The sequence below is a fragment of the Thermosyntropha lipolytica DSM 11003 genome (genome assembly GCF_900129805.1).
GTDB classification, from domain to species: Bacteria; Bacillota; Syntrophomonadia; order Syntrophomonadales; family Syntrophomonadaceae; genus Thermosyntropha; species Thermosyntropha lipolytica.
In genome coordinates, this window is sequence record NZ_FQWY01000011.1 from 22691 (window position 1) to 38023 (window position 15333).

14 protein-coding genes and 1 pseudogene are annotated in these 15333 nt (G+C 44.2%); 7 read left to right on the forward strand and 8 right to left on the reverse strand.

What is annotated here, in order from left to right:
• Positions 1 to 30: 30 nt before the first annotated feature.
• From BUB92_RS04480 to BUB92_RS04510, 7 genes and pseudogenes are all read left to right on the forward strand, one after another.
• Positions 31 to 753 (forward strand): N-acetylmuramoyl-L-alanine amidase, encoded by a 723-nt coding sequence (locus BUB92_RS04480; protein ID WP_073090674.1) that lies wholly within the window; start codon positions 31 to 33, stop codon positions 751 to 753.
• A 40-nt stretch (positions 754 to 793) separates the two neighbouring features.
• On the forward strand, positions 794 to 2188 hold the full coding sequence (amrA, locus tag BUB92_RS04485; RefSeq protein WP_073090679.1) for an AmmeMemoRadiSam system protein A: 1395 nt from the start codon (positions 794 to 796) through the stop codon (positions 2186 to 2188).
• A gap of 13 nt (positions 2189 to 2201) precedes the next feature.
• The gene (amrS, locus tag BUB92_RS04490) at positions 2202 to 3197 is read left to right on the forward strand and encodes an AmmeMemoRadiSam system radical SAM enzyme (protein ID WP_073090682.1); all 996 of its coding nucleotides are present in this window, start codon (positions 2202 to 2204) and stop codon (positions 3195 to 3197) included.
• A 205-nt stretch (positions 3198 to 3402) separates the two neighbouring features.
• The gene (locus BUB92_RS04495) at positions 3403 to 4185 is read left to right on the forward strand and encodes a short-chain-enoyl-CoA hydratase (RefSeq protein WP_073090685.1); all 783 of its coding nucleotides are present in this window, start codon (positions 3403 to 3405) and stop codon (positions 4183 to 4185) included.
• A gap of 109 nt (positions 4186 to 4294) precedes the next feature.
• Positions 4295 to 4563: pseudogene (locus BUB92_RS04500) on the forward strand (cupin domain-containing protein); the annotation flags it as partial.
• Between the two features lie 228 nt (positions 4564 to 4791).
• Positions 4792 to 5988, forward strand: coding sequence for a methyl-accepting chemotaxis protein (locus tag BUB92_RS04505; protein ID WP_073090688.1), 1197 nt, complete (start codon positions 4792 to 4794; stop codon positions 5986 to 5988).
• Positions 5989 to 6131: 143 nt separating this feature from the next.
• Positions 6132 to 6788, forward strand: a complete 657-nt coding sequence (locus BUB92_RS04510; RefSeq protein ID WP_073090692.1) for an MBL fold metallo-hydrolase — start codon at positions 6132 to 6134, stop codon at positions 6786 to 6788.
• A 13-nt stretch (positions 6789 to 6801) separates the two neighbouring features.
• On the opposite strand, the gene BUB92_RS04515 is transcribed toward BUB92_RS04510, so the two are convergent.
• The 8 genes from BUB92_RS04515 to BUB92_RS04550 form a co-directional block, all read right to left on the reverse strand.
• Positions 6802 to 8151 carry an ABC transporter permease gene (locus BUB92_RS04515; protein WP_073090695.1) on the reverse strand — a complete coding sequence of 450 codons (1350 nt, stop codon included), beginning with the start codon at positions 8149 to 8151 and terminating at the stop codon, positions 6802 to 6804.
• Positions 8138 to 9817: a COG1361 S-layer family protein gene (locus tag BUB92_RS04520; RefSeq protein ID WP_073090698.1), complete on the reverse strand. Its 1680-nt coding sequence runs from the start codon at positions 9815 to 9817 to the stop codon at positions 8138 to 8140. Before BUB92_RS04520 ends, BUB92_RS04515 begins: the two co-directional genes overlap by 14 nt.
• Complete coding sequence (locus tag BUB92_RS04525) at positions 9804 to 10421, reverse strand: ABC transporter ATP-binding protein (RefSeq protein WP_242939003.1); 618 nt, start codon at positions 10419 to 10421, stop codon at positions 9804 to 9806. Before BUB92_RS04525 ends, BUB92_RS04520 begins: the two co-directional genes overlap by 14 nt.
• Before the next feature lie 336 nt (positions 10422 to 10757).
• Positions 10758 to 11342, reverse strand: a complete 585-nt coding sequence (locus tag BUB92_RS04530) for a CDP-alcohol phosphatidyltransferase family protein (protein ID WP_073090705.1) — start codon at positions 11340 to 11342, stop codon at positions 10758 to 10760.
• Between the two features lie 12 nt (positions 11343 to 11354).
• Positions 11355 to 12392 (reverse strand): ABC transporter ATP-binding protein, encoded by a 1038-nt coding sequence (locus BUB92_RS04535; RefSeq protein WP_073090708.1) that lies wholly within the window; start codon positions 12390 to 12392, stop codon positions 11355 to 11357.
• Positions 12393 to 12404: 12 nt separating this feature from the next.
• Complete coding sequence (locus tag BUB92_RS04540; protein WP_073090711.1) at positions 12405 to 13211, reverse strand: ABC transporter permease; 807 nt, start codon at positions 13209 to 13211, stop codon at positions 12405 to 12407.
• Positions 13192 to 14091 carry an ABC transporter permease gene (locus BUB92_RS04545; RefSeq protein ID WP_073090713.1) on the reverse strand — a complete coding sequence of 300 codons (900 nt, stop codon included), beginning with the start codon at positions 14089 to 14091 and terminating at the stop codon, positions 13192 to 13194. Before BUB92_RS04545 ends, BUB92_RS04540 begins: the two co-directional genes overlap by 20 nt.
• Positions 14075 to 15322, reverse strand: a complete 1248-nt coding sequence (locus BUB92_RS04550) for an ABC transporter substrate-binding protein (RefSeq protein ID WP_073090716.1) — start codon at positions 15320 to 15322, stop codon at positions 14075 to 14077. Before BUB92_RS04550 ends, BUB92_RS04545 begins: the two co-directional genes overlap by 17 nt.
• Positions 15323 to 15333: the final 11 nt, after the last annotated feature.

The following is a 15333-nucleotide window of genomic DNA, read 5'->3' on the forward strand; positions in this document are numbered from 1 at the left end:
TAATAATATGTCGCGGGGAGAGGAAAATGAGTGAAAAAATACCGGGAATTTTTAAGTAGGCCCAGGCCGGAATTTATTATAGTCTTTAGCGGTTTTTTTCTCCTGTGCATGCTGGCTGCTGTCTGGGGAGACGAAAGGGGAAAGGAAATTGCGGCCTACAACCTGGTCAGCAAGATAATCGTCGTTGACCCTGGACATGGTGGTGTAGATACAGGTGCTACCCGGGGAGATATAGTCGAGAAGGATATAACTTTGAGAATTGCGGAAAGACTGGCCGTAGAACTGGCTAAAAACGGAGCTGCCGTGATTATGACCCGCAAGGGAGATACGGATTTGGTGGAGGAGAATTTTAAAGGGAGTTATAAGGAAAGGCACCGCCTGGGGCTTAGCCACCGGGTGGAGAAGGCCAACCAGAGTGGAGCCCATCTTTTTGTAAGTATTCACACCAATGCCGATCCTGATCCGCGCTGGCGGGGAGCACAAACTTTTTATCATCCGGACAGCATAGAAAGCAAAAAGGCGGCAGAAGCTATACAGGAAGCGATAAAGGATTATCTTAAAAATACCTCCCGCAGCGCTTTGGCCGGCGACTATTTTGTCATGAACAATACCGAGATGCCGGCGGTTCTGGTAGAAGTTGGTTTTATATCTAATCCGGAAGAAGGGAAACTTTTATGTGATGCCGAATATCAGCAGAAAATAGCCTATGCCATATGTCAAGGTATAGAAAAGTATTTTTCTGCCGGAGAGTAATCCTTTATTTTTACGCCCAAAAGGAAAGGAGATAGAGACTATGCTGGCCTATGCTGCTCTTATGCCTCATCCTCCTATTATAATTCCGGAAATAGGAGGAGAAAACAGCCGGCGGATAGACAACATAGCCGGGTCTATGGAAAACATAGGAAAGGACATAAGGGAAACGGGAATTGATACCCTGGTTTTTATAACTCCCCATGGCAATGTTTTTGCCGATGTATTAACCTGTTTGGCTTTGCCTCATCTTTATGGTGATTTGCGTTCTTTTGGCTGTCCGGGAGTCAAAATAGAAGGGGAAAATGACAGGGAGCTTCTTTATGAGCTGGCTCGAATGGCGCTTGAGGAAGGGATAGACTTTTTCCCTGTTGATGAGGAAAAGGCGAGAAAGTACAGGCTTAGCCTTCAACTTGACCACGGGATATTAGTACCGCTTTATTTTCTTAAAAAAGCCGGGATAGAAAAGACAAGGCTCCTCCCGATAAGCACTGGAGGGCTTCCTCTTTTAAAACTTTATGCTTTTGGACAGGCCATAGTAAAAGCGGCTGCCAGCATAAAGCGCAGGATTGCAATTATAGCATCTGGTGATATGTCCCACCGGCTTAAGGAAGATGGCCCTTATGGCTATCATCCCCAGGGCCCCCGCTTTGACAGGATGATAAAAGAGTATCTGGAAAAAGGAGATGTTGAAGCTATCCTCAATATACCGGAAGAAGTAAGGGAAGAAGCTGGAGAGTGCGGCTATCGCTCACTGGTTATTATGCTGGGAGCTTTAGATGGGCGAGATTTTACCGTCAAGCATGTAGAATATGCCGGACCTTTTGGGGTAGGATACCTTACGGCCGGGATAATACCCGGGGAAAAAAGAGAAAGCCTTCTTTCCCGGCTGAAAAAAGAGAGAGAAGAACTTATCAAGAAGAGGCGGGAAAATGAGTCTATGCCGGTAAGATGGGCCCGGCAGGTGATAGAAAGCTATGTTAAAAAAGGCGTTATCCCGGAACTTCCGCCGGATTTGGCAAGCCTTAAAAAAGAGCGCAAAGGGGCTTTTGTTTCCTTGAAGAAAGACGGACGGCTGAGGGGCTGCATAGGGACAATCTTTCCCTGCTACGATAATCTGGCGGAAGAAATAGCTTATAATGCCATAAGTGCAGCTACCAGGGACCCTCGGTTTTTACCGGTAGAAGAAGATGAACTGGAGGAAATAGTTTATTCGGTAGATGTTTTGGAAAAGCCGGAACCCTGCACCAGGGAAGATCTAGATCCTAAAAAATACGGGGTTATAGTAAGCAAAGGAAATAGGAAAGGGCTTCTCTTACCTGATCTGGAAGGGGTAGATACAGTAGAAGAACAGCTTAAGATTGCCCTGCAAAAGGCAGGAATAGGCGAAGATGAAGATTACCGCATCGAACGGTTTACTGTAACCAGGTATAGTTAGGAGGCTTTAAACGGTGGTTAGAGAGGCGGTTTTTTATGCCAGGCGGGAAGAAAAGAAGGTAAAATGTCTTTTATGCCCGCATGGATGTGTCATAAGCCCGGGAAAAAACGGAATATGCAGGGTAAGAAAAAATATGTCTGGCAGGCTGGTAAGCCTTAACTATGGCAAGGTTACTGCATTAGCCCTGGATCCGGTAGAGAAAAAGCCTCTTTATCACTTTTTTCCCGGCAGGAATATTCTGTCTTTAGGCAGCTTGGGCTGCAACTTCTCCTGTGGTTTTTGCCAAAATTACCATATAGCTCATGGAGAGCCGGCCTTATATGAAATCTTTCCCGACGAGCTTTTATCCCTGGCTTTAGAAGAGCAAAGCCGGGATTCAGTAGGGGTTGCCTTTACCTATAACGAGCCTCTGATATGGTATGAGTATATAATGGATACAGCGGAAAAGCTAAAAAGTCATGGTTTAAAAACCGTTCTGGTTACCAACGGCTATATAAATAAAGAGGCTTTTAAAAAGCTTTTGCCCTTAATCGATGCCCTTAATATTGATATAAAAGCTTTTAACGAAGAATTTTACCGCCGCCACTGCCGGGGTGATCTGAAAACCGTTCTTGATAATGTAGAGCTGGCTGCTAGTTGTGCTCATGTCGAGGTTACCAGTCTTCTTATACCCAGAGAAAATGATGCTAGAGAAGAGATAAAAGGATTAGCTGCTTTTTTAGCCCGGATAAGCCCTTTTATTCCCCTGCATTTTTCCCGCTATTATCCGGCCTATAAATTTACCCTGCCTCCCACTCCGGAAGAGATTCTGCACCAGGCGCGGGATACAGCCCGGGAATACCTCCATTTTGTCTATTTAGGCAACCTGCCGGGGGAAGAAAATGATACCGTATGTTTAAAGTGCCAAAATTTGCTTATAAGGCGCCGGATATACCAGGTTTTCCCCGTTGGCATCAGGGATGGCAGGTGTTCTTTTTGCGGCGAAGAGCTTTCTTATATCGTTATGTAAGTAATATGTAAAAAGATAAGGGAAAGCTTACCAAAAAGCTTTCCCCATCTATATGAAAGCCTCCGGTAGAAAACCGGAAGCTGTTCATTATTTAGCATACCCACAGTTTAATATATGAATACACCGAGAAAAAAGTTACAGAAATATTCTAAAATTTGTAATCTTATTATAAGATAGAGATAGAAAATATAAAGGGGTGAGGGTAGTGGGTTATAAATACTTAAAAGTGGAAAAGGAAGGCTATATCGGCATTATTACCGTTAATCGGCCGGAAGTTTTGAATGCTTTAAACCGTGAAGTTTTGCAGGAGATAAAAGAAGCGGCCGAATATATGGAAAAAGATGATGAGGTGAGGGTAGTAATCATAACCGGAGCGGGAGAAAAAGCTTTTGTAGCCGGAGCCGACATTAAGGAGATGCAGCCATTAAATGCTGTAGAGGGAAGAAGTTTTGGTAAGCTGGGACAGGAGGTATTTCGCCGTATTGAAAACATGGAAAAGCCGGTTATTGCAGCAGTAAACGGATTTGCTTTAGGCGGGGGATGTGAGCTGGCTATGGCAGCTGATATAAGAATTGCCTCGGAAAAGGCCAAATTCGGACAGCCGGAAGTAACGTTAGGCATTACACCCGGCTTTGGCGGAACCCAGCGGCTGCCCAGACTGGTTGGCGAAGGCCGGGCTATGGAACTTATCTTGACCGGCAGGATGATTGGAGCCGAAGAAGCCTTGCGCATAGGCCTGGTAAATGCAGTTTACCCGGCGGATAAACTGATGGAAGAAGCTAAAAAGCTGGCAGAAACGATTGCCCGGAATGCACCTTTGGCGGTAAAATTCTCCAAAGCAGCCATAAATAAAGGCTTGCAGACCGATATAGATACAGGCATGGCCATAGAAGCTGACCTTTTTGGCTTATGTTTTGCCACCGAAGACCAGAAGGAAGGCATGAAGGCTTTTATAAACAAGGAGAAGGTGGAGTTTAAAGGGGTTTAGCAGCAGAATTGAATAAATATTGAATAGGGAGGATATTATGAAGCAGCTTATAAAAAATGTTGAATCAGGCAAGGTATTAGAATTAGATGGTTTAGTAGCTTAAGCTTAGCAGCCAGGACAGGTGGTAAGCCGTACCCTGGCGCAGGGCAGAAATATGAGCTTAACTTTATTTGCTTTTGACAAGGGCGAAGAGATAAGTTTACATTCATCCAGTGGAGATGCTTTTGTTTATATACTAGATGGTCAGGCTGAGATAACTATGGGAGAAGAAGTTTTTGAAAAAAAGGTGAAGCCATAGTTATGCCTGCTAATGTTCCTCATGCGCTTTTAGCCAAAGAACAGTTTAAGATGCCGCTTATAGTAGTATTCCAGCCTTAAAGTGGATAGAAAAGAAAATAATTTTTTTGTATAAGCCGGCCGATTAGAATCGGCTTTATTTTTTTGGCCATAAAGTAATATTATGGAATACATAGAAAAAGATTTAATTTACTTAATGCAGGATTATGTTGGAAGATGGCGAAAAAAGAACGGTAAGAAGTTCGGAATATACAGTATATTCGTAATATTTTGGTTCGTAAAGTATGGCTGCAGAATAGGAGGGGTATTATGCTGAATCGCCGCAAGTTGTGGGAAGAAGAGCTTAAGAAGAAAGAAGAAGAGATAGCCCGCCTCAAAAGAGAGATAAGTATTTTAAAGGCAGTCCAGAATGCCATGCCTGATGCCTATTACATAAGGGATATGGACTACAATATAATCATGTGGTCCAAAGCGATGGAAGAGCTGACTGGCTACCGGGAAAGCGAGGTTTTAGGGAAAAAATGCTATGATATTATAAAAGCCCCGGTTTGCAACGACTGTCCTACCCAGAAGTGTGTTTTGAATAAATCAGGTTTTGTCAAAGATGCTCAGGATACCATGTATGACCGCTATGGGAACCCCAGGATATGTCTGGTATCTAATGGAGGGGTTTATGATGAAGAGGGAAATCCTTTAGGAGCTATTGAGATAAGCAAGGATATTACCAGATATAACAACCTTATCACTTCTGTAGCCGAGCAAGCAGAGCAATTAAGTGCAGTTTCTGAAGAGCTGGCGGCTTCTTCACAGGAGGTAAGTGCCCTTTCGGAAAAGGTAAGCGATAATTCAGCAGAAGTTTTGCAGCTTACCGAAGCAGGAGTGAAAAATACCCGGCAGATTAATGAAAAAACTCAGCACTGCCAGGAGTTTGCCCAGGATATAAGGCAGAACATGGAGCGAATAAACCAGTCCATGCAGGCATCAGTTGCCAAAACCGAGGTTTTAAAGCAGAAATCGGAATTTATCATTAATATCGTAACTTCTATTCAGAACATAGCCTCCCAGACCAACCTTTTAGCCCTTAATGCCTCTATTGAAGCGGCCCGTGCCGGAGAAGCCGGCAAAGGTTTTGCCGTAGTGGCAGATGAAATCCGCAAGCTGGCAGAAAGCTCCAATCTATCAGCTCAGGAAATAAAAGGGACAATAGATGAGATAACCGGCCTGGTAGCCCAGGCTACCCAGTATCTTTTAGATACAGCCAGAGAGCTGGAAGAGGGGAAAAAAAGGATAGAAGAGCTTGCCCGCCTGGTTGTTGAAATAGCCAGGAGTTCGGATGAGAGTCTTAATTTAATACAGGCTATAAATGATGCAGCCAGTCACACTTCCCGCATAAGTGAGGAACAAAACCAGTCTATGCAGGAAGTGGCCAGGGTAGGCCAGGAACTGGCATTAATTGCTCAGAAGCTGCAGGAAGAGCTGGAGAAGATGAGAAATGTGAGTTTGTAAAACGAGCCGGGGGAATAATCCCCCGGCTTTTTAAATCGGGGGAATTTTCTAATATAAACCGAAATAGTTTGGGATTGGGAATTGCTTTAAGTTTTTAAACGGGAAGGGTATAATGGAAAAAAAGCGGGAGAGGGAGATTAAGGATGGATCTCAATATAATAACTCTGGGAATAACTAATACTTATATAATAAAAGGAAAAAATGGCTATGTAATGGTAGATGCCGGGGAATTGGGAAGGGTGAAGAGTTTTGTGAAACAGGCCAGGAATCTGGCTATTGATCCGAAAAAGATCAATCTTATCATAATAACCCATGCCCATTTTGACCATATAGGAAGCCTGGCAGATATTAAAGAAATATGCGGATGCCCGGTTTTAATCCATCCGCATGAAGCAGATATTTTAGCCCGGGGAGAGGTGGTAATTCCTCCCGGCACCAATCCGGCAGGCAGGATGATAAGCGGGATAGGGAAAGGTTTTAAGTTTTTGTTTCGCTTTAAACCGGTTAGTGCTGAGCTGAGGTGTGAAGGGGAATTTGATTTAAGGCCGTATGGAGTGGAAGGTAAGGTTATTCCTACTCCCGGACATACTCCGGGTTCGCTTTCTGTCGTTTTGGATGACGGCCGGGCCATGGTAGGAGACCTGGCTATGAATTTTCCGCTTACCTGGACTAATTATCCTATTTTTGCCGAACTGCCAGATGAGGTGTATAAGAGCTGGCAGAAGATAAGGGGGGAAGGGGTGGAAACGGTTTATCCGGCGCACGGGCCGTGTTTTGCTGCTGATAATCTGATCGGTTAAAAGCATATGCTGTTTATTCTATCCTTATAGCTTCCAGTGCGCTGAGTTTCATGGCTCTTCTGGCTGGGGAATAACCGGATATTAGGCCTACCAGGGTAGCAAAAACTACTGAACCTATGGCCAGATAAACCGGAATTACTGATATTTTGGCTGCACCTTCCATGCTGCCCATCATGCTGCTGCCGATTTTATTCAGGAGGAAAGATACCAGATAGCTTAAGGCTAGTCCTGCTATCCCGCCGATAAAACCAATCATGCCTGCTTCCAGTAAAAACATTTTTTTGATATCAGCAAGTTTTGCTCCCAGAACTTTCATTATACCTATTTCCCGGGTACGTTCATATATGCTCATTATCATGGTATTAGTTATGCCCAGGGCAGCAACTAAAAGGCTTATGGCTCCGATGCCGCCCAGTATGAGCTGCATGGTGCGGGAAGCTTTTTTCATGGACTCTATCATGTCGGTCAAGCTGTAGGTTTGATAACCCATGGCTTTGATTTTTTCCTGCACCTCTTGTACCTGTTTAAAATCATGGCATTTTACTTTTATCACATCATATTTGTTCTGGTTCTGATTCTGGTTAAAACTGCCGCGCTGCCGCTCCTTTAAGCTTTGCTTCTGGTCTTCTTTAAGTATTTTTTCCAGGTAAGATATATTGATGTAGGCACTATAACCTTTTTCATCGTAACTTTCCTTGAGTATGCCTACCCCTTTTACTTCATGCAGGGGAGGCGGCTTGAAGCTGGGGTCGTTATTGCTGCGCTGCCGCTGACCGTATTCGAAATCGGCGGTGAGCAGAAGCTTGTCATTTAAAAGATTTACCGCCACCGGACCGTTCATATAAGGGTCTTTGAGACGGGGGTTGTAAAAATTTTGACTTACATAGCTGCCAAACAGCAGGGCTTCTTTGTCGCCCGGGTTAAGAAGCCGTCCTTCGGCCACTTCAAATCCGAAATCTTCCAGCTTTTCTGGAACGATACCTATAACCTGGACATCACTTACCATTTTACCGGCTACAATCCGAAAATAGCCGTATTTTTGAGGCATAACGGCTTTAACTCCAGGAATTTGGGAAAAAGCAGCTACTGCATTATCATCGAGCAGTGGAGGATTTGGGCCTGAACGGCTATATGAGCTGCCGGCAGGGCTCCCATAATAAAAATTGCTGTTTACATCGATGATAGTAAGGTCTCCCATGGAAGCTACCTGTTCTTTAAATGCTTGGTCCATGGCAAAGCCCAGGGACAGCATTATAACTATAGATGCCGTACCTATTACTACCCCGGTAATGGTCAGGAAGGTGCGCACCTTGCGCCTTTTAAGGTTTTGCCAGCTCATCAGGATAAGATCATAATTCTTCATAACTATCTACTTCCTCTATTTCTTTTCTTTTTTTACGCCTGCGGTAAATGACTATGCCTCCTGCAGCTAGAACCAGGAAACCGGCTGCGCCGCCCAGGAAGAATTTTTTAGATTTGCTGAAGGGTTTTTCCGGCAAGGGAAATTCATTTTCCGGCATAGGCATTTCGGGTGCTGCCATTACATTAAGTTTAAAAGGCTTTTCCATGGTATAGCTCCGTCCTTCACTATCTTCATAGTTGAAGATTATTTTGCCTTCAAGAATACCTTCCTGCTGGGGGAAGATAGTTACATCATAATAACTGCTTTTGCCCGGTTCCAGATTGCCTACAAATAAGGTGCCGTCCTGCACCTCAAAATTCCCTTCAGTGGTTATAAAAAGATTGCGAATAATGGTATGTCCCGTATTGTAAAAATCGATGCTGAGGCTGACAGGAGAACCTACATAGATTTCCGATGGCAGTTCCAGCGAACCTATTTTTAAGATACTATCCTGGTTTACCGGCAGGCTTATTATTTCTTTCTCATTATATTTATTTCCTTTGCTATCCTGATAATCGATATCGATGTTTACCGCATAGATTTTGTTTTCGGCATCGGCTTTTGATTTGAGCAGGATAGTTTTGCTGATACGCTGTCCAGGATCGATTCGGGCAATGTAGAGCGAACTGCTGCTGCCGACGGGAATAAAAATCTGGTTTTCAAAGGTAAGGCTTACTTTCATATTGCGCACTGCCGTTGTTTCACTGGTATTGAGAAAAGAAAGGGTGAGGGGAAACTCCTGCCCGGCTTCTATACCATAGGGAAAATCATAATTGTCTATTATTACCCGGGGGGTAAGTTCATCTTCACTGTCGTTTTTGCCAGCCACCGGGATATATACTTTGGCCTGCCCGGTGTAAGCACCTTCAAATTCATCTTTATAACTTAAGTTTAAGGTCAGGGGATGAATGCCGCTTTCCATTTTGGAATCGGCGATTAGACGGTATTCAACTAATTTGAATTCTTTAGGTTTCATGCTCTTTATGTACTGGTTTTCCGGCCAGTTATCCAGGTTGATGCCGTTGGGGGAGAACCCTTCCAGCTTAAGCTCGATATCTTTTAAGGTGAAATCGCTGTCATTTTGCAGCTTAAGTTTAATGATACCGCTTTGGCCAGCTGTCAGCTTGTCGTTTGCGATTTCCACTCCCTGGTATTTCAGGGAAGGGGCTTTTTTCTGGTTAACTATTTTAATATAGACGGTTTCACTGGCACTTCCGCTCATGCCGGTATCACTGCGGTAAGATACACTGACATTTACCGGATAAGTACCTGGCTTAACTGTGGGGGGAATAAAAAGATTAAAACTGAAAAGGGAACGGCTGCCCCCGCTTACTGAATAAGCAAACTGGGTAAGAGACATTTTGTCTGTCTGAAAAGGTAAATCAGCTGTTTTGCTTATAGAAACTGTGACATCACGGGCAGAAGCGCTGGATAGGTTTTCAATCGGTATGGATAAGGTGACCTTTTCCCCTGCACTAAGCTCAGGTATCCAGGTATCTTTCGCGATAAAAAGGCGCGGTTCTTCTTTGGTTTGTTCGGGTAGTTCGTCTGCTGTTAGGTAAGCCGGCAGACAAAAAAGAGAGAAAAATAAAAGAGTAACAGCAGCCAGATATTTATTGATGTGCATGCGATGAGTCCTCCTTTTTAAAAGTATTTTCTTCGATTTTTTCTATATCACCATCCAGGATGTGAATGATGCGGTCGGCGTATGAAGCGACATTTATATCATGGGTGACCAGAATAAGGTTGCGGTTATTTTCACGGGTTATTCTGAGCATGAGCTCCATAACTTTCCGGGTAGTTTTAGAGTCCAGGTTGCCGGTTGGCTCATCGGCAAAGACTACTTTAGGGCGGGTAACAAAAGCCCGGGCTATGCCTACCCGCTGCTGCTGACCTCCACTCATCTGCGCTGGTTTATGGTGGGCGTATTTGGCTATTCCTACTGCTTTTAGCATTTCTAAGGCTAATTTTTCGCGTTTCTGACGAGGAATGCCCCGGAAAACGAGGGGAAGAGCGACATTTTCCAGAGCGGTAAGAGAGGGGAGCAGGTTATATGACTGAAAGATAAAACCTATGTATTTTTGGCGAAACAGGGCCAGATTATTTTCATTCATTTTTTCTACCGGAAGCCCGTAGATTTTTATAGTTCCTCGGGTAGGTTTTTCCAGGCCTGCCATCATATTAAGAAGGGTAGACTTGCCTGAACCGGAGGTGCCTAATATGGCGGTTATTTCCCCGGGAGGAATGACCAGATTTATATTGTTTAAGGCGACTATTTTTTCTTCCCCTACTTTATAGACTTTACGCAGGTTAGCTATTTCTACTGCATTTTTAATAACTATCCCTCCCTGACTGTATTAAAAAATAAAACTGCCTATCCTCTCTCATAATAAGCCTGTTCCTATTTTTTGGCAATATATGTTTGCTGCTAATCTTAATACGCAAGTGTCAGCATGGGCTTGCAAGTAAATAAAAAAATTTTAAAGTCCGGATAAAATTGCAAGGGAGCCATAAATATTACGAATCGAAACGGTTTTACATTTTAGAACCGTCCCGGATTTAAAAAATTAGGGTAGGATTTTTCGAGCTTCGGCGGCTCGCTGCAGGATGGTTATGCCGATAAGGGCGGCGAATATACAGGTTATGAGGGTTAGATGGGAAGGGAAAAGGAGCATAAGGGAAAAAAGGATAAAGCCTTCGGTACGCTCCATAAGGCCGGCCTGGTAATAGAAAGATTTTATGCCTTTTTGCCGGGCTAAAGCCCCCACGGTTAGAAATATGGTCATAGATAACAGAATAGTAATAGTAAGGACTAAAAGGACCAAAAGGGAAGAGGGGTTTTTGACAGCCAGGGCTAATATTATCCCGGCTTCTACCAGCCGGTCAAAGGTGATGTCCAGAAAGGTACCCCAGGCGGTAGGTTTTCCGATTTGGCGCGCGGCTGCGCCATCCAGGGTATCCAGAAGTCCGGAAAGCCAGAGCAGAAAAAAGGCTATAAGGTTTTGGCCTGCCAGTATAAAAAAGAAACAGGAAAGGCCGGTAATAAGGGCAGCTATAGTTATATGATCAGGTTTTATGTTTTTTTGGATCAGTTTTCTGGCCAGAAAGTCGATAAGGGGATTTATGTATTTGCGTCCATAGGTATCGAGCATGTTGGAGCCTCCTTATAGTAAGATAATTTCTTCCGGATGGTAGAGGATTTTAACCTCTGCTCCCGGGGTAAAGTTCTTACCAGGCTGGTATTTTTGTATTATATTAAGTGACTGGCTTTGGACTTTAACTTTAATATGATAAAAACCTGTCTGAAATGTTATTTCTTCAATAGTCCCGGTAAGAAAAGGGCGAGCATCTTCTTCTCCATTAACTATTTTAAGGCTTTCTGGTTTTAAAAGCAGGTATTTAGCTGTCTGGTTTTGGTTTGCAGCACCTAAAAGGATCCGGAAGCCCTGCGTATAAAAATAGTTTCCTTCTATGTAACCGGGCAGGATATTGTTTATGCCGAGAAAATTTGCGACTTTGATATTTTGCGGCTGGTTATATATGTGAAGAGGTGTACCTGTTTGCAGGATTTTTCCTTCCTGCATGACTGCCATGCGTTCAAACAGGGTAAATGCTTCTTCCCGGTCATGGGTTATAAAGATGATGGTTATTTTTTTCTCCTGCTGCAGTTTTTTGATAAGGAAGCGCATCTCTACCCTCAGCTCCGGATCTAAGGCACTGAAAGGCTCATCCATCAAAAGGGCTTTAGGTTCTAAAACCAGGGCCCTTGCCAATGCCACCCTCTGTTTTTGCCCACCGCTTAAAGCGGAAGGATAGCGGCGGTTAAATCCTGTCAAGCCCACCATTTCCAGAGCTTCATCTATTTTAGCTTTTATATCTCTGCGGCGCGATTTTTTCATTTTAAGGCCAAAGCCTACATTTTCTTCTACGGTAAAATGGGGAAAAAGCCGGGGTTCCTGAAAGATGAGCCCGATGTTGCGTTTTTCAGGAGGAGTTTTGGTTATTTCCCTGCCATTAAGCCAGATTTCTCCCCTATCCGGAGCGGTAAGGCCGGTAATAAGCCTTAAAAGGGTAGTCTTGCCGCAGCCGGAAGGGCCAATAATGCCGAAAAATTCTCCTTCTTTTATCATAAGCTCATCGATCTGCAGAGCAAAGGAAGGAGGAAAATATTTATATAAATTTTTTATGGTTATACTGGCCATAGCAGTTCTCCTTTAATAAAGTTTATTTTCACTATAATAGCGGTTTATAAAGGTGTCCAGGGAAAAAAGGGTTATTAGTGCCATAAGGGCAAACAGGAGCGAATAAGCAGCTCCTATGGAGGGATTTCCCCCGTTTACAAAAGGGAACATGACCAGGGTCAGGGTTAGGACTTGGCCCCCTCCTATAATAAGGGTAGTTAAGTATTCGCTTAAAGATATGAGTACAGATAATATGCTGCCGGCGGCTATGCCGGGAAGCAGCTGGGGGAGGGTTATGTAGAAAAAGGTTTGGCTTTTATTTCCTCCCAGCAGATAAGCTTGCTCTTCCAGGGAATAGTCTATACTGGCAAAACTTATGGTTAAGGCTCTTACCATATAAGGTAAGGTGGGGAGCAAATGGGCCAGGATTACTCCGGACATAGTATCAGTAAGGTTTAAATAGATAAAGGTTTTATGTATGCCGGTTATGACTGCCCAGGGAGGAATGAGGGCGGGCAGAAGCAGTATAAGCTCGCAAGCTTTTCTCCCTTTGAAATGGTAGTGAGCCAGGCTTTTGGCCGCCGGCATTGCCAGGATAAGATTGATGAGAGTAGCTGTAAGGGCGATTTGCAAACTGGTTTTAAGGGCGGGAAGGCTTCCGGCAGCTGGATTTATTACATATTTCCAGGATGATAAGGAAATAGGCCCGGGGAAAAGATGGGGCCACATCCAGCTGCTGCCCAGGCTTAAGAATATTAACAATAATAAAGGGATTATATTTAGGAGTACCATACCGGTCAAAAATACCGGGATAAGGAGTTTAAACAGTCTGGAAACCATTTTCTTTTCCCCCTGGTTTTATAGTTTTTCCCCATCTGCGGGTGATAATATGGACAAGACAGCTTATCATTGCGATCAGCAAAAGCGAGGTTATGATGATAGCCAGGGCTAAAGGCCGATCGGATAGACTGCCGCTGGTATAGAGCTGGTAGGCATATACCGCTATCGCTTTAGGGTAAGTTATGCCCAGAATATAGGGTATTTCAAAAGCTAGAAAGGTGTAGGCAAATACGATGAAAGATGCCGTTTTTAAAGGAGGTATAAGCAGGGGAAAAACAGCTTTTCTGAAAAAGCCGGCCTGGCTTATGCCCAGAACTTTGCCTGCCTCCAGCCAGGCTTTAGGTATTTTAAGTATTACCGGATAGAGCATGAGAATTATAAAAGGACAGGTTTTAAAAACATAGGCTATGATTATCCCCCAGCCGAAAGGGTCGTTTACCAGCAGGGGAAAACTGTTTTCGCCGGCCAGGTTAAGTTTAAAAAGCAGGCGCGCCAGCCAGCCGTGAGGGGAAAGGAGTATAAAAATAATATAGGCAGCCACCAGAAAAGGAAACAGCATGGGAAGCTGCAAAAGCCGCTGCAGAAAAAGGGAAAGGCGGCTGTTTATTTCCATGCGCACATAGAAAAGGCCAAAAACGATGGCCAAACCCAAAAAAGAAGCTATTAAGACGGAAAGGGCTGCATAGCGCAGGGTAAACAGGAAAGAAGCCCAGAAATCCTGGGAGGAAAATATTTGCGCATAGGCATAAAAGCTTATTTCTCCCGGTTTTCCTGCGCTGAGGCTTCTTATTATACCGCCGAAGATCCCGCCTAAAAAAAGGGTTATGGTAGTTAAAAGGGCAGGCAGGATAAGGATATAAGGTTTAATTTTTGGCCACATGATTAAACCAGCCTTCCTCTATTATGTCAACATAGGCCCCGGATAGTTCGGGCAGTTTATATTTTTCCAGCTCTTCCGGGGAAAGGGCAGCTTTTCCCGGCTTAATTTGTTTGAGCTTTTCCTTTTCTTCCGGGCTCAGCTTAGCAAGGGATATAGCCAGACCGTCTCCCCAGTTAGCCGGATCAAATTTCGCCAGCTGGGCTTCAAATGAGAGGAGATAATCTATTACCGCCATAGCTCCTGCCTTATGGGGGGCATTGAAAGGTATAGCCAGGTAGTGGGTATTGGCAAGGCTGCCGTTTTTAAGCACAAAGGTACGGGTAGTTGCCGGGAAGCGTCCCTGTTTTATCATATTATCTGCATAGTTAGGGTTATAGGACATAGTCATATATACTTCCCCCTGGGCATAAAGCTCATTCAGTTTAGCTATATTTTCCGGATAGGTTATGCCTTTTTGCCAGAGATAAGGTTTTATCTGGTTTAAGTAATCCCAGAGCGGCGTGATTTCTGTTTCCAGGCTTTCCCGGTCCAGGGAAGCGGTCAGGTATCTATCATAATTACTGCTTACGCCGGCCAGGATCTGGCGGATAAATGCACTTCCCGTAAAATCGGGCGGGGCGGGATAGGTAAAGCGGCCGGGATTATCCTTAATCCATGCTTTTAGAGCTTCTACTGTATCGGGCGGGGAAGCTATCTTATTGCTGTCATATATAAAGACAAACTGGGCTTTACCCCAGGGAGCCTCCAATCCTTCCGTATCTTCACCGAAGTCGTATTTTATCTGATAATCTTCTCCATCTATGTATCTGTTGTAATTGGGCAATTTATCCACAAAAGGTCCCCAGAGAAGGTCGTTGTCTTTGGCTAATTTGAAATTTTCTCCGTTTATCCACATGATATCTATGCTTCCTTTAGTTTTACCAGCTTCTTTTTCCGTAAGGAGCTTGTTTATCATTTCCCGGGCGTCATTTATCGGCACACGCTTGAGTTTTATTCCCAGCTCTTTTTCTACCCGCGGGGCTACCCACTCGTCCATGTAGCGGTTGACAGATTCATCTCCTCCCCACATGTAGATGGCCACCGTTTGCCCGCGGGCTTCTTTTTGGATTTGGCTGAAATCAGCTTGCAGGAGCTCTTTATCAGGGGAAAGGCTTGCGGTTTGCCGGCAGCCGGCTAAAGGAGCAGTTAGTAAGCCCAGGGTTAAAAATAAGGCCAGGATTTTTTTAAACATTTTATGCACCT